We start from the raw sequence: 14,937 nt of genomic DNA on the forward strand, positions 1-14,937 counted from the left end.
ATCAGGCAATCCGAAATCAGGTTTAGTCGGGAGGAACCCCATGTCGACCCAGATCACTCATTACATCAATGGCAAGCGCGTCGCCGGTACGTCCGGTCGTTCTGCTGCTGTATTCAATCCTGCAACCGGCGCACAGAGCGGAACGGTTGATCTTGCCTCCAAATCCGAAGTCCGCGCCGCGGTTCAATCGGCTGCGGCTGTTCGTGATGAATGGGCCAATACAACACCGCTGCGTCGTTCACGTATCCTGAACAAATTCCTTGGCATCCTTGAAGAACGTTCCGAAGAACTGGCGGCAGCCATCACCGCAGAACATGGCAAGGTTCTGTCCGATGCATTGGGTGAGGTCACCCGCGGCATCGAGGTTGTTGAATTCGCAACCGGTGCGCCGCAGCTTCTTAAAGGCGAGTTTACCGAGAATGTCGGAACCAAGGTCGATAGCCATTCGATCCGTCAGCCGCTTGGTATCGTTGCCGGTATCACGCCGTTCAACTTCCCGGCCATGGTGCCGATGTGGATGTTCCCGGTCGCGCTTGCCTGTGGCAACTGCTTTATCCTCAAACCGTCGGAGCGCGATCCGTCGGCATCGCTGCTTCTGGCAGAATGGCTGACCGAGGCCGGTCTTCCCGATGGCGTTTTCAACGTGGTTCAGGGCGACAAGGAAGCGGTTGATGCGCTTCTGTTTGACCCGGACGTCACCGCGATCAGCTTTGTCGGTTCGACCCCTATTGCGAAATACATCTACGAAACAGCAACCGCGCAGGGCAAGCGTTGCCAGGCGCTGGGTGGTGCGAAAAACCACATGATCATCATGCCCGACGCCGATATGGATCAGGCCGTCGATGCCCTGATGGGGGCGGCTTATGGTTCGGCTGGCGAACGCTGTATGGCAATCTCGGTTGCGGTGCCCGTTGGCAAGGCGACCGCAGATACCCTGATTGAAAAGCTGGTTCCGCGCATCAATGAACTGCGCGTGGCGCCGGGTACCGATCCGGCAGCCGAAATGGGCCCGCTGGTCACGGCGGCACATCGTGACAAGGTTGTTGGTTATATCAACAAGGGTGTCGAAGAAGGTGCAAAGCTGGTTGTTGATGGCCGCGACATCAAGCTTCAGGGATATGAAGAAGGCTACTTTGTTGGTGGCACCCTGTTTGATGACGTCACCCCGGATATGAGCATCTACAAGGAAGAAATCTTTGGCCCGGTTCTGTCGGTTGTTCGTGCCGACGACTACGAAACCGCTGCCAACCTTGTTGATAGCCACGAATATGGCAATGGTACCGCGATCTTTACCCGTGATGGCGATACCGCACGTGAATTTGCCGCCCGTACCCAGACCGGCATGGTCGGTATTAACGTTCCGATCCCGGTTCCGATGGCCTTCCATTCGTTTGGGGGCTGGAAAGCGTCGCTGTTTGGTGATCATCACATGCATGGTCCGGAAGGTGTGCGTTTCTACACCAAACTGAAAACCATCACCTCGCGCTGGCCGACCGGTATTCGCAAGGGTGCTGAATTCGTCATGCCGACGATGAAATAACTTTTGCTATCGTGGCAAAAAGAAAGGCGCGCAAGGAGTGCTTTGCGCGCCTTTAGTTTATGTGGAATACGGGGAGCCATATATCCACAGGGTGATTTCGCGGCCTAATGCGTGATTGGCTGGGTCAGGGTGACGATATTGAAACCCTGTCGGGCAAAGATCTTGGTTTGTTGATGGATGCTTTCGCGTTTGTTCGCCGGATTTTCATCCAGACTGATGCAACCAATCGGGATCAGGGTGGCATCACGCCGGGCAAGCGTCAGGATATCTTCGGCAATGTGGTCCTCGTGAAACACGATATCAGCCGTTTCAATCGCACGCGCGATGCCATGGGGCAGGTCAAAAGCGGTATCGGCATGGATTTCGGTATTCATGATCTGACCACTGGGCACCGTTGCGCTGCTGCCATCCGGAACGAAGTGTCTCAGAGCATCATCAATATCCTCATGCCCGGTGGGGCGGTTTGTACTGCCCTGTAATCCGCGCTGGAAAAAATGGGTCCAGAACCGCTGGCGCGAGACATTGTCATGGAGATGATCGGCAACCTTTTGCCGTGCATCGCGGGCAATGCGGGCCAGTTGTGACATTGATGCCGGCAGAACGGTTTCTAGGCGTTGACGAATGATGCGCGCCAGGGCCGGGGCGCAGGCCCCGGTTGAAATCGTGATCATCACCGGTGCACGGTCAAGGATCGCCGGAACAATGAAATCGCAATGCGGGGTTTTGTCGACCACGTTCAAAAGGATATTGCGTCGTTTGGTGGCGGCCTGAACCCGCGCCGTCAGATATGGATCATCGGTAGCATCAAACACCATGACCGCACCATTGATCATGGTGTCAACAAAGGGCGCGCTTTTCCAGGCGATCCGCCCTTCGTTCACCATCAGGGCAATCTCGTCGCAAATTTCGGGCGCGATGACCGTGATGACAGCCTGGCTGCGCGCAAGCAGACGCAGCTTGCCAAGGGCGACTTCGCCGCCACCCAGCACCAGTACCTTCTTGCCCGTTACATGGATGAAGGCCGGGAAATAGGCAAAGTTTTCTGCTGTGTCAGGCAGGGGATGTATGCCTGCCTGTGGCGCGTGACTATTCTGCGGCGCGCGGTAATGCGTCATCGAGAATCTCCTTTATCTCCGGCAGGCAGGATCCGCATCCCGTCCCGGCCTGAAGCAAGCGGCCAATATCGACCGCCGATACGGCGTTCTGTTCGGTGATAGCCTTACTTATCGCAGCCAGTCCGACCGAGAAGCACGAGCAGATCAGGCGATCATTTATCGCCCCGGCATCAGGCATGCGTCCGGCCAGAAGGGCATTGCGTTCAGGTGGTGCTATTTGAGCAGAGGCAAACAGGTTTGATACCCAGTCCCGGCCAAGGGCCTGTCGGTCCGGACCGACGAAAAGCGCACCCGTGATGCGATCCCCGTTCAGACGGGCAAAGCGATGAATGCCTTTTTTGCTGTCACTATATTCAATGACCTGCTGGTCATCTTCGTTGGCCGCAATTGGCAACAGGGATTTGAACATCATCGGCTCAGACCCGGCGATTTCATAAATCATGCTGCCCGGTCCGGTTGCTGCCACCCAATAGGGAAGTCCGGATAAATCGACCGGCGTGCTTGAAAACAGCAATCCTTGCCATTTTGGAACAAAGGGTTCCAGTGTGACGGGGATATGCTTGCTTTCGGGTTGGCCGGAATGGGGGTCGACATTGGGGGGCAAAAGCCGACCAATCCCACCCGCGGCCGAAAAGACATCGTTCCAGTGCATCGGAACGAAAACCTGTCCGGGCATTTGTGCGTCACTGATTGCAATCCGCATCAGGGACGCGCCTTGTTTGCTTGTGATCCGCGCAATACCGCCATCCGAAAGCCCAAAACGGGCTGCGTCATCGGGATGAATTTCAAGCAACGGTTCCGGACGATGGGCCGAAAGGCGTGCCGCCGTTCCGGTGCGTGTCATGGTGTGCCATTGATCGCGATAACGTCCACTATTGGCGATCAGCGGGAAATCATGGCTGGTTTGTGATTGCGGTGGGATGTGGGCCACGCCCAGCATTTTTGCCCGACCGCTTGAGGTGGTGAAGATTCCGTCACCATAAAGGCGTTCGGATCCGCTCGCAGGCTGATTCTTGCGTGATGCAGGCCATTGGAACGGCTGCATGGCGTCATAGGCCGACTTCTTGGCCTTGCGCCAAATGCCGATGTCAAAGGCGCGCATTCCGTCATTTTCAAATTCCGACAGGGCGGCATGTTCGGCAAAAATGTCGCTGGGATCCCTGTATTTGAACGACTTGTCAAAGCCCATGGACTTGGCAACTTCGGTCATGATCCACCAGTCGGGCTTGGCGTTGCCCTGTGTGTCACGGAACGGGCGCTGGCGTGAAATGCGGCGTTCGGAATTGGTCACCGTACCCGATTTTTCGGCCCAGCCCGATGCGGGAAGCTTGATATGGGCATGGCGCAGCGTGTCAGTGTCATTAACGACATCCGATACGATCACCAGCGGACAGCGCGACAGCGCAAGACGTACCCGATCTGCATCGGGCAGGCTGACTGCCGGGTTGGTCGCCATGACCCAGACCGCCTTGATTTCGCCGGTCTCAATCGCGCGAAACATATCGACGGCCTTATATCCTTCGCCCGGTTCAAGGGCATCCGATTTCCAGAACCGCCGGACGCGGTCCACATCGACCGGATCGTTCGGGTTCATATGGGCGGCAAGCTGATTGGCAAGGCCGCCAACTTCGCGTCCGCCCATGGCGTTGGGTTGACCGGTGACGGAAAACGGGCTGGAACCCGGTTTTCCGACACGGCCAGTTGCCAGATGGCAATTGAGGATCGAATTGACTTTATCCGACCCGCTAGAGGACTGGTTTACACCTTGCGAAAACACCGTGACGGTGCGTTCAAAGGCCGCAAACCAGTTAAACAACGTTTCCAGTTTTCCCAGACCTGAGCCGGTTTCATCGGCACTGTCTTGCAAATCGAGCCCGCATTTTTTCGCGGTTGTCTCGATATCCGGGCAGTCGGCACGGGCCTCTGCCACGGCTTGTTCGTAGCCGCTGACATGGCGGGCTACGTAACGAAGGTCGGTATTGCCCGTCTGGTCAAGCCAGGCCAGCAACCCGTTAAACAGGGCAACGTCACTGCCCGGTTTGATGGCAAGGTGCAGATCGGCAATATCGCAACTTGCCGTCTTGCGTGGATCAATCACGACAATCTTGGTGCCGTGTTTTTCCCTGGCTGCACGCAGGCGCTGGTTAAGCACCGGGTGGCACCATGCCAGATTTGATCCGGTCAGAATGACCAGATCGGCGATTTCAAGGTCTTCGTAACATCCCGGCACCACATCGGCGCCAAAGGCGCGCTTGTGCCCGACCACGGTCGAGGCCATGCACAGACGTGAATTGGTGTCGATATGAGGCGATCCGATGAAACCCTTGATCAGCTTGTTGGCGACGTAATAATCCTCGGTCAGAAGCTGACCAGAGACATAAAAAGCCACCGATTTCGGACCATGCTTTTCAATGGTGTCGCGCAGACGGTCGGCCGTTTCGGCAATGGCCGTTTTCCAGCTGACCTGTTTGCCATCGACTTCCGGTTCAAGCAGACGAAAATCGCGCTTGGTTTCGGCCATGATGGTATCGATCAGGGCCGCCCCCTTGGAGCAAATGCGCCCAAGATTGGCTGGATGATCTGGATCACCGCCAACAGCCCATCCGTCACGGGTTGGCGAAATGATCAGGCCACAGCCAACGCCGCAATAGGGGCAGGTTGTTTTGACCTCATCCCGCATGGCGCAATCCAGCTTGCAGTTCGGTCAGGCCAACGCGGACGATCCCGTCAACGACCTGGCATTCGACCTTGGCGGCACATCCGTCATCGGGGCCTTGTGCCTCGCCGGTTTCAAGCGAAAACACCATGTTATGAAGCGGGCAGGTCACGAAATGGCCATGCACAATGCCCTGCGCCAGCGGCCCCTGTTTGTGGGGGCAGCGATCAAGAAGGGCAAAGACCTGGTCATCAAGGGTTCTGAAAATTGCGATCCGGTCAGTTTGGGTCTGAAGGGTGCGTGCACCTTGCTGCGGGATGTTGGCAGCGGGGCCGACTTCTACCCATGTCAGATTGTTTGTCATGGCTCTTACTCCGCTGCGATCATCGAAAGGGGTTTGAACTCATGGGCATCAACGCCCTCGGATGCGCGTTCGGCCCATGGGTCGATCTGGGCGGTTTGCTGGCTGATCATGAAGCGATCAAACAGGGCCTTGCGATTATCGGCATCATCAACAACCCGTTCCTGAACATGTTTCAGGCCAACGCGTTCGATCCATGGTGCCGTGCGTTCAAGGTAACGGGCCTCTTCGCGGTAAAGCTGGATGAAGGCGCCGCAATATTCCCTGACCTCTTCATCGGTTGTGACCTTGCACAAAAGCTCGGTCGCGCGGACGTGAATGCCGCCATTGCCGCCCACATGCAGGTCCCAGCCGCCATCGGTTGCGACCACGCCGAAATCCTTGATGGTGGCTTCGGCGCAATTACGCGGGCAGCCTGATACGGCCATTTTGAATTTGTGGGGCATCCATGATCCCCAGGTCATTTTTTCCAGCTCGACGCCCATGCTCATCGACATCTGGGTGCCAAAGCGACACCATTCCTGCCCGACGCATGTTTTGACCGTACGAAGCGATTTGCCATAAGCGTGACCCGAAACCATGCCTGCGGCATTAAGGTCCGCCCAGACCGCCGGAAGGTCTTCTTTTTTCACACCCAGCAGGTCGATACGTTGCCCACCGGTAACCTTGACCGTGGGAATGTCGAATTTGTCGGCAACATCGGCGATGGCGCGCAATTCGCGCGGATTGGTCAACCCGCCCCACATGCGCGGCACGACCGAATAGGTGCCGTCTTTCTGGATATTGGCGTGCACGCGTTCATTAATAAAGCGCGACGCGCCATGGTCGACATATTCGCCCGGCCAGGCGGCCAACAGGTAATAGTTCAAAGCCGGACGGCAGACATGGCAGCCATCCGATGATTTCCATTCCAGTTCCTGCATCACAGCAGGCATGGATTTCAGGTTCTTGGCAATGATCAGGCGGCGCACGCTGTCATGATCATGCTCTGTGCAGGTGCAGATCGGCTTTACGGTTGCGGCCTGGTAATCACCGCCAAGCGTCGCTGCCAGAAGGTTTTCGACAAGGCCCGAACATGATCCACAAGATGCGGATGCCTTGGTGTGACCTTTGACGTCATCAAGGGTCGTCAGGCCCTTTTCGGTGATGGCAGCAACGATGGAACCTTTGCAAACGCCGTTACAGCCACAAATTTCTGCGTCATCTGGCAGGGCTGCAACGGCGTCAAGAGGGTTTCCGGCGGATCCCCCGGCAAATGCCTGGCCAAAGGCAAGGGTGTCACGCAGTTCGGTGACATCCTGCCCCTCTTTCATCAGCTGGAAATACCAGCCGCCATCGGATGTGTCGCCATACAGGACCGCACCCTTGATCTTGCCGTCTTCAAGAACAATGCGTTTGTAAACACCGCGTCCGGCATCGCGGAACACGATTTCCTCGGTATTGCCACCACCGGAAAAGTCACCGGCCGAAAACACATCAACACCGGTAACCTTCAGTTTGGTCGAGGTCACCGAACCGGCATAGCCATCGGTTTCGATCTCGGCCAGATGGTCGGCACAGGATTTCGCCATTTCAAACAAAGGTGCCACAAGGCCATAGCACTGACCGCGATGCTGGACGCATTCGCCAACCGCAAAGATGGCCGGATCACTGGTGGTCATGACATCATCAACGACAATGCCACGTTCGACTGAAAGTCCCGTGTCGGCGGCAAGACGCCCGTTGGGGCGAATACCAACAGCCATGACCACCAGATCAGCCGGGATCATGCGCCCGTCCTTAAGGCGAACGCCGGTTACTGTGTCCGTGCCGACGATTTCTGCGGTGTCGGCCTCTGTAATCACGGTGATGCCGCGCCGTTCAAGTTCCTGTGCAAGAAGATAACCGGCCGACGGATCAAGCTGGCGTTCCATGACGTGCCCTGCCAGATGCAGAACCGTGACATCCATGCCCCGCGATTGAAGGCCGACCGCGGCTTCAAGTCCCAAAAGACCACCGCCAATAACCACAGCCGGGCCGCCCTTGGCGGCGGCGCCAAGCATGACATCGACATCATCAACATCGCGGAAGGTGACAACGCCATCAAGTTTGTGACCGGGAACCGGAATGATGATCGGGTCGGAGCCGGTGGCAAGCAGCAGTCGGTCATATTCGGTTTCGGTGCCGCTTTTGGAAATGACCACTTTACGGATGCGGTCGATTTCAATCACCGGATCGCCGGAATAAAGATGGATGTTGTTTTCCCTGTACCATTCCGGGGTGTTGATGACGATTTCGTCGAAATCCTTTTCACCGGACAGTAATGGCGAAAGCATGATGCGGTTATAGTTCACACGCGGTTCGGCACCGAAAACGGTGATGTCATATTTGTCGGGCGTGCGGTTGAGAATCTCTTCAACGGTTCTCATGCCGGCCATGCCGTTGCCAATGACAACCAGGCGGGCTTTTGCGGCTTTTATATTTGCAGGGACGTGGTTCATTTGTCTCTGGCTCCTCGTCGCGGGATGCGAAGTTGGCACAAAAAAAAACGCCCGATGCGGCCTGCCCTTTAAAAAGGCATTTCGCAACGGACGTCGTTATCCGGTGAACCCGTCTTTGGATTCTTTATATATAGGATCGGCTTTTCGGGCCGGAGCTGCAGGCGACACTGCCCGCGCTCATACCCCTCTATATTCAAGCGCCGTGCCAGAATGAAAAATATACGAGATTATCTTTCAAGGTGCTGGAATATAACGGGGAATCAAATCCCTTCGGTTGAAGGGTATTTCACCTGAGACACATTAATGATTAAAAAATAAACAGCACAAAAGTGGTGAGGTTAAAATTTGTGCAAACTTTGCGCATCTTGCGACATCTGAAATTGTTCGTTGCATGCGCGATCACTTAAAACACATGGATTCCAGTGATTTATGACTTTTATCCCGCATCGCGGAAAAACTGGCGCGATGTTTGCACCATGTTTTCTGCGTGAGCGGCTTTGACGAAAGCATGCCTAATGACGGGTGGCTCACAGTTCTTCGTCCAACGGCGGACGATCAGACGTTTGGAACAGCAGCGCGACGAACGCGCAGCCTTTCCAAGACGAATGACGGGTCGCCTGCGGAATCCATCTGATGACGCATGAGGCCCATGGGGAAAAACCGTCGGTCGTACACAGCATCTCGCAAGCTCTGCGCGACCTAAACGAAGGGCTTCACATTATGGAAATCAAGAACAAGGCTACACGCATAAATCTCTTCAGTCTCAAGACTGTCCAGATGCGTACTTTTCACCTCACCTGGCTTTCATTTTTCCTGTGCTTCTTTGGCTGGTTCGGGATCGCACCCTTGATGCCGCTGGTCCGTGATGATCTCGGCCTGAGCAAAAGCGAAATCGGCAGCACGATCATCGCCTCTGTTGCAATCACGGTCCTTGTGCGTCTTCTGATCGGTCCGCTTTGCGACAAGATCGGCCCGCGCAAGACTTATACAGGTCTTTTGGTTCTGGGGTCGCTTCCGGTCATGCTGATCGGTCTTGCTGACAGCTATGAAACCTTCCTGCTTGCCCGTCTTGCGATCGGTTCGATCGGAGCATCCTTTGTCATCACGCAGTATCATACCTCGATGATGTTTGCGCCAAATGTCGTCGGCACGGCAAATGCAACGACGGCAGGCTGGGGTAACCTTGGTGGTGGTGTCACCCAGATGGTCATGCCGGCAATCCTTGCCATGGTGCTTGGTTTTGGCGTTGCGGAAACCATGGGCTGGCGGCTGGCGATGGTCTTCCCGGGGGCAATCATGCTGGTTGTTGCCGTGCTGTACTGGGTGTTCACCACCGATTGCCCGGATGGCAACTATGATGAAATGCGTAAAAGCGGTGCGCTCAAGCCCGAAGACGACCATGCCGGTGCTGCCAAGGGCATGCTGGCTGCGGTTTCCGATTACCGTGTCTGGGCATTGTTCCTGGTCTATGCTGCGTGCTTTGGTGTCGAGCTGACCATCAACAACATCGCTGCGATCTATTTCTTCGACAAGTTTGAACTGTCTCTGGCGACGGCGGGCATGATTGCCGGTCTGTTTGGCTTGATGAACATTTTTGCCCGGACGCTGGGTGGTGTGTTCTCTGACAGGTTTGCGGCCAAGGGCGGCCTTTCGGGACGCGTCAAGTTTCTGTTCATGGCGCTGTTCATCGAAGGTGTTGCACTGGTTGCATTCTCGCAGATGGAAGCACTGGTCATTGCCGTTTCGGTCATGATCGTCTTTTCGCTGTTTGTGCAGATGTCAGAAGGTGCGACATTCGGGATCGTTCCGTTTGTCAATCGCAAGGCACTTGGTTCGGTTGCCGGTATCGTTGGTGCTGGCGGCAATGCCGGGGCAGTTGCGGCAGGCTTCCTGTTCAAGTCCGAAGCGCTTACATATCAGGAAGGTTTGCTTTATCTCGGATGTGCGGTGATTGTTTGCTCGTTTGCGGCCCTTGCAGTTCGCTTCTCGGCGGCTACACAGGCCGAGGAAAAGGCACGGTTCGAAGCTGCACAGTCAGAACGTCTTGGTACCGCATCGGCGGCACAGCCGGTTCCGGCAGAGTAACAAAGACGTTGAAGATATCTCGGGATGCGGTTAATGCCGCATCCCGAACATTCAATCCGGATCCGCAAACGGACCGGAAGATAAAAAACAAGTCAGAGAGGCGCGGCCGTCTAGTGCAACATGCTCTTAGGCTGTCGGGGAGTTGGGGATACTTTGGTAAGGCTGGAAGAATACAACATTCTGGTAATCGACGAGAATCCCGACCGTGCGGCGATTGTCGAACGCGGTCTGGTCGAAAGCGGCTATACCCGCGTTGCACGTATCGGCACCTCGCACAATCTGGTCGAACGCATTCAGGCGTTGGCACCTGATATCATCATCATTGATCTTGAAAACCCGGATCGCGACACGCTTGAGCAGATGTTTCAGGTGTCACGCGCCATTGCGCGTCCGATTGCGATGTTTGTTGATCAAAGCGACGCCTCGATGATCCAGGAGGCCATTTCGGCAGGGGTCAGTGCCTATGTGGTCGATGGTCTGCGTCAGGACCGTATTCGCCCGATCGTCGATATGGCCATTTCACGTTTCAATGTTTTTGATCAGCTCCGCCGGGAACGCGACGAGGCACAGGCCAAGCTGAACGAACGTAAACTGATTGAGCGGGCGAAGGGTATCCTGATGAAGGAAAAAGGCCTGTCGGAAGAAGATTCTTATGCGCTGCTGCGCAAGAACGCCATGAAGCAAAATCGCAAGATCTACGAGATCGCCCAAAGCGTCATCACGGCGTTTCAGTTGGAGTTTTAAGGAATGGCTGAAAAGGTTCGTCTTGGTTTTGTTCCTCTGGTCGATTGTGCAATCCCGGTTGTGGCGCGCTCGATGGGCTTTGCCGAGCAGGAAAACATTGATCTGGAGCTGGTTCGGGAAATGTCCTGGGCGGCCATTCGCGACAAGCTGTCTTATGGCGTCTACGAAGCGGCCCATCTGCTGGCCGGTATTCCGATTGCGGCCCGGCTGGGGCTTGGCGGTGTGCCGGTTCAGCATATTGTGGTGCCGATGGCGCTTGGGCGCGGCGGGAATGCGATTACGGTTTCTACCCGCCTGTATCAGCGCATGCTGGAAGCCGATCCGGCCGCCATGCATGGGCCGCGTGGATTATCTGCCCGTGCGCTTAAAAAGGTGATTGATGAGGATCGCGTTGCCGGTCGTCCGGTTATGTCCTTTGCGACGGTCTTTCCGTTTTCAAGCCATAATTACGAGCTGCGCTACTGGATGGCGGCAGCCGGCATTGATCCCGACAAGGATGTAAATATCGGGGTGATTGCACCGCCACGGATGTTTGACAGTCTGCGCAATGGCTGGGTTGATGGTTATTGTGTTGGTGAACCATGGAACCAGCGCGCGGTGTTCCACGGGGACGGTGTGATTGTCGCCCTTAAGGAAGATATCTGGCCGCGCAGCCCGGAAAAGGTTCTGGGCGTGCGCGAGGACTGGGTCAATTCAAATCCCGATACCGCTTCAGCCCTTGTGCGTGCGCTGGTGCGTGCAGCCGAATGGGCCGATCAGCCCAAAAACCGTGCCGAGCTTGCCCAGATGCTGTCGGCAGAAGCCAATGTCGGTGCCCCGTTCGAGGTTCTCAAGGCATCGCTAAGTGGAAGGCCGGTTCTCCGTCCGGGCGAAGCACCAACCGAGGTGCCGGACCGTCATGTGTTCTATCGCTACACCGCGACCTTCCCATGGTTGTCACAGGGCAGCTGGGTGGGCACACAGATGAAGCGCTGGGGGCAGGTGCCTGCGGATGCGGATCTGAATGCTGTTGTGCGCCAGGTCTATCGACCGGATCTGTATCGCATTGCCGTCCGCGATCTCGATGTTGCCGTGCCAAAACATGACTGGCGGGTCGAGGGTGTCAATAATGCCGATGATCGTGCCTTTGTCGGACCCGACAGCTTCCTTGATAATTCGATCTTTGATCCGGAGACGGTTAGCTAGGATCAGGTGCCAAAGCTTTCAGGTTTGGCGGCGTCGATGGCCTCCATGATCTGGCCGGGGATGAAAACGCGGAAAGTCGCCCCTTTGCCGGGTGGGCTTTCCGCCCAGATTTTGCCCTGACAATGTTCGACAACATGGCGTGCAATCGCAAGTCCCAGCCCCGAACCTGACGGTTTGGGCTGATCATCGGCGTATTTGCCGCTGCGTGAAAACTTGTCAAAGATGGTTTCAAGCTCGTTCAGGGCAACGCCCGGGCCATTATCCGTGATCGATACCAGATAACCGCCATCCATTGCTTCGCCCCTGACCGTGACACTCGGGAAGTCCGGGTCCGAGAACTTGGCCGCATTGGACAGCAGATTGATAAAGACCTGTGTCAGGCGGTCCCGGTCGACATGCAGCATGACCGATTGCCGTGAAAGTTCGGTGGTTAGTGAAACGCCTTTGCTGTCAAACAGGCCTTTGACGGCCTCGACACTTTCATCAAGGACCGTGCGCGGATCGACATCAACCGCCCGCCAGTCAGAATGACCGGCTTCCAGTCTTGCAAGATCAAGATGATCGTCAATCAGGCGGGTCAGACGTTCGCTTTCGCGGACAATGATGCTCAGGAAGTGCTCGACCTTGTCATGTTCAAGGTTCGGGGTATCAACCAGAATTTCCGAAAATGACCGGATCGATGTCAGCGGCGTTCTGAATTCATGGCTGACCATGGTCAGGAATTCATCCTTGAGCTTGTCCAGTTCCTTGAGCCGGTCATTGGCGGCCCGTAATTCGGCGGCTGCCTGTTCAAGTTCGTGGGATTTCTGCTCAAGGCGCTGGGAATATTCAATCACATGTGAGGTTTCCTCAAGAATTTCGAGAACCTCCTCAAGGCTGACCATTTCCCCCTTGGCAACCGAAGAAACCATCACACGCGCCGATGCTGCCCCGATAGAACCGGCCAGAAGCCGCTCGGTAAAGGCGATCATATCAGCATTGGCTTCGCCCTTGCCCCGCCAGGCGGTATCCTTTTGCCAGCCAAATTCACGGAACGAATTAAAGGCGCGCTCGCGTCCCAGGAACCGTTCGACCAGTTCATAAAGATCGTCAATTGATGCCGATGATCGCCAGATCACCGTATCCTGCCCTTTGCGCGAAAAGGCATCGACAAAAAGGGTCGCCTGAATACGTTCAAGCGCACTCGGCTGGGTAAACAGGCTGATCAGGATGTAAAAGCCGGTATTGAGCGAAATCGACCAGATCAGTGCATGGGTCAGCGGGGCAAAATCGCTCAGTCCCAACAGGCTCTCGGGACGCAACCAGGGGTGCCCGAATGCGCCATTCTGGATGAATGCCGGGTCCATCCAGCCGCTATCGGCAAGCGATGGAAGCAGCAGGGTATAGGCCCAAAGTGCAAAGCCGACGACCAGCCCGACCTGTGCGCCGGTTTTGGTGCCGCCCTTCCAGTAAAGTCCGCCGATCATGATCGGGATGAATTGCGCGGTGGCGGCAAAGGAAATCAGGCCGATCTCGGCCAGTGCATCGGTTGCCCCGGCCGACCGGTAATAGGCAAATCCAAGGAACACCACGACCACGATAGATGCCCGGCGAATGAAAATCAAAAGTCCGGTCAGATCATCGCGCTCGGTCAGGCGAAGCGGCTTGATGCGTAAAAGCGCCGGGACGATCAGGTCGTTACAGACCATAGTCGAAAGGGCGATGGTCGCGACAATCACCATGCTGGTGCTGGCCGAAAGTCCCCCGACATAGGCAAGCAAAGCAAGAAGCGACTGGTTTTCAAAAAGCGGAACCGAAATCACGAAGAAGTCCGGGTCAGCCCATGCTGGCAGGGCGCCAAGCCCGGCAAGGGCAATCGGCAAGACAAACAGGTTCATCAACAACAGATAAAGCGGAAATGCCCAGCTGGCAGTCGCCAGATGGCGTTCATCGACATTCTCGACAATGATCACCTGAAACTGGCGGGGCAGACACAGGATGGCTGCCATGGACAGCATCATCAGGGTCAGCCAGCGTGGGGCGCCATCCTCGGGCAGTCGCAAAAGCTTGGCCGTGTCGGGATTGCTTGCGGCCTGGGTGAACAGGTCCCCGATGCCGCCATACATCACAAAGCAGACAAAGATGCCAACCGCAAGAAGGGCAAACATCTTGACCAGACTTTCAAAGGCGATGGCGGCAACCATGCCTTCGTGATGTTCGTCTGCGTCAATGAAGCGGGTGCCAAACAGAATGCCAAACAGCGCCAGTCCAAGGGCGGCCCAGAAGCCGCTGTCGGAAAAGACGCTGAGGCCGTGCTGGGCAGTATCGACAATCCCGGGATCAATGGCGGTCAGAACCGTATAGCTGGTCGCAATCGCCTTAAGCTGAAGTGCGATATAGGGGGTTGTCCCGATCACAGCGATCAGGGTCACGAGCACCGATAGCTGGGTGCTTTTGCCATAACGCGATGAAATGAAATCGGCGATGGATGTGATGCGGTGGGCTTTCGAAATACGCAGCATCTTGCGCAGTAAAAACCACCATCCCAGAAAGATGACGGTCGGCCCAAGATAGATCGTCAGATATTCAAGACCGTTGCGTGCAGCCGTACCGACGGCACCATAGAAGGTCCATGACGTACAATAAACCGCAATCGAAAGGGTATAGACCGTCGGGTTCCTGACCCAGGAATGACCGTCGCGTGCGCGTTTGTCCCCCCACCAGGCAATGGCGTAAAGCAATCCGACATAAAAAAGCGAAACAATGATCACGAGTTCCGAAGACAGCATCTT

9 protein-coding genes are annotated in these 14,937 nt (G+C 55.9%); 4 read left to right on the top strand and 5 right to left on the bottom strand.

Annotated elements, in window-relative coordinates; translation table 11 throughout:
- Positions 1-40 precede the first annotated feature (40 nt).
- On the top strand, positions 41-1,540 hold the full coding sequence (locus TH30_RS10990; RefSeq protein WP_114098143.1) for a CoA-acylating methylmalonate-semialdehyde dehydrogenase: 1,500 nt from the start codon (positions 41-43) through the stop codon (positions 1,538-1,540).
- A gap of 104 nt (positions 1,541-1,644) precedes the next feature.
- Here TH30_RS10990 and TH30_RS10995 read toward each other — a convergent pair whose 3' ends face one another.
- The 4 genes from TH30_RS10995 to nirB are packed head-to-tail and all read right to left on the bottom strand — an operon-like array spanning position 1,645 to position 8,152.
- Positions 1,645-2,655, bottom strand: coding sequence for a siroheme synthase (locus TH30_RS10995; RefSeq protein ID WP_114098144.1), 1,011 nt, complete (start codon positions 2,653-2,655; stop codon positions 1,645-1,647).
- On the bottom strand, positions 2,627-5,335 hold the full coding sequence (locus tag TH30_RS11000) for a nitrate reductase (RefSeq protein WP_114098145.1): 2,709 nt from the start codon (positions 5,333-5,335) through the stop codon (positions 2,627-2,629). The genes TH30_RS10995 and TH30_RS11000 overlap by 29 nt, the downstream gene beginning before the upstream one ends.
- Positions 5,325-5,675: a nitrite reductase small subunit NirD gene (nirD, locus tag TH30_RS11005; RefSeq protein ID WP_114098146.1), complete on the bottom strand. Its 351-nt coding sequence runs from the start codon at positions 5,673-5,675 to the stop codon at positions 5,325-5,327. The genes TH30_RS11000 and nirD overlap by 11 nt, the downstream gene beginning before the upstream one ends.
- Positions 5,676-5,680: 5 nt before the next feature.
- Positions 5,681-8,152: a nitrite reductase large subunit NirB gene (nirB, locus tag TH30_RS11010; protein ID WP_114098147.1), complete on the bottom strand. Its 2,472-nt coding sequence runs from the start codon at positions 8,150-8,152 to the stop codon at positions 5,681-5,683.
- 777 nt (positions 8,153-8,929) lie between these two features.
- Here nirB and TH30_RS11015 point away from each other — a divergent pair.
- The 3 genes from TH30_RS11015 (at position 8,930) to TH30_RS11025 (ending at position 12,166) form a co-directional block, all read left to right on the top strand.
- The gene (locus TH30_RS11015; RefSeq protein WP_258548687.1) at positions 8,930-10,237 is read left to right on the top strand and encodes a NarK family nitrate/nitrite MFS transporter; all 1,308 of its coding nucleotides are present in this window, start codon (positions 8,930-8,932) and stop codon (positions 10,235-10,237) included.
- 153 nt (positions 10,238-10,390) lie between these two features.
- Complete coding sequence (locus TH30_RS11020) at positions 10,391-10,981, top strand: ANTAR domain-containing response regulator (protein WP_258548688.1); 591 nt, start codon at positions 10,391-10,393, stop codon at positions 10,979-10,981.
- Positions 10,982-10,984: 3 nt separating this feature from the next.
- Positions 10,985-12,166, top strand: coding sequence for a CmpA/NrtA family ABC transporter substrate-binding protein (locus TH30_RS11025; protein ID WP_114098150.1), 1,182 nt, complete (start codon positions 10,985-10,987; stop codon positions 12,164-12,166).
- A 2-nt stretch (positions 12,167-12,168) separates the two neighbouring features.
- On the opposite strand, the gene TH30_RS11030 is transcribed toward TH30_RS11025, so the two are convergent.
- The gene (locus TH30_RS11030) at positions 12,169-14,934 is read right to left on the bottom strand and encodes a sensor histidine kinase (protein ID WP_114098151.1); all 2,766 of its coding nucleotides are present in this window, start codon (positions 14,932-14,934) and stop codon (positions 12,169-12,171) included.
- Positions 14,935-14,937 lie beyond the last annotated feature (3 nt).

Origin of the sequence: Thalassospira profundimaris, from assembly GCF_003326795.1 — a bacterium.
GTDB lineage: Bacteria > Pseudomonadota > Alphaproteobacteria > Rhodospirillales > Thalassospiraceae > Thalassospira > Thalassospira profundimaris_C.

What these genes read in the sequence shown, in the direction of transcription:
- TH30_RS10990 (WP_114098143.1), top strand. Translation starts at nt 41, where the DNA reads ATGTCGACCCAGATCACTCATTACATCAATGGCAAGCGCGTCGCCGGT.
- TH30_RS10995 (WP_114098144.1), bottom strand. Translation starts at nt 2,655, where the DNA reads ATGACGCATTACCGCGCGCCGCAGAATAGTCACGCGCCACAGGCAGGC.
- TH30_RS11000 (WP_114098145.1), bottom strand. Translation starts at nt 5,335, where the DNA reads ATGCGGGATGAGGTCAAAACAACCTGCCCCTATTGCGGCGTTGGCTGT.
- nirD (WP_114098146.1), bottom strand. Translation starts at nt 5,675, where the DNA reads ATGACAAACAATCTGACATGGGTAGAAGTCGGCCCCGCTGCCAACATC.
- nirB (WP_114098147.1), bottom strand. Translation starts at nt 8,152, where the DNA reads ATGAACCACGTCCCTGCAAATATAAAAGCCGCAAAAGCCCGCCTGGTT.
- TH30_RS11015 (WP_258548687.1), top strand. Translation starts at nt 8,930, where the DNA reads ATGCGTACTTTTCACCTCACCTGGCTTTCATTTTTCCTGTGCTTCTTT.
- TH30_RS11025 (WP_114098150.1), top strand. Translation starts at nt 10,985, where the DNA reads ATGGCTGAAAAGGTTCGTCTTGGTTTTGTTCCTCTGGTCGATTGTGCA.
- TH30_RS11030 (WP_114098151.1), bottom strand. Translation starts at nt 14,934, where the DNA reads ATGCTGTCTTCGGAACTCGTGATCATTGTTTCGCTTTTTTATGTCGGA.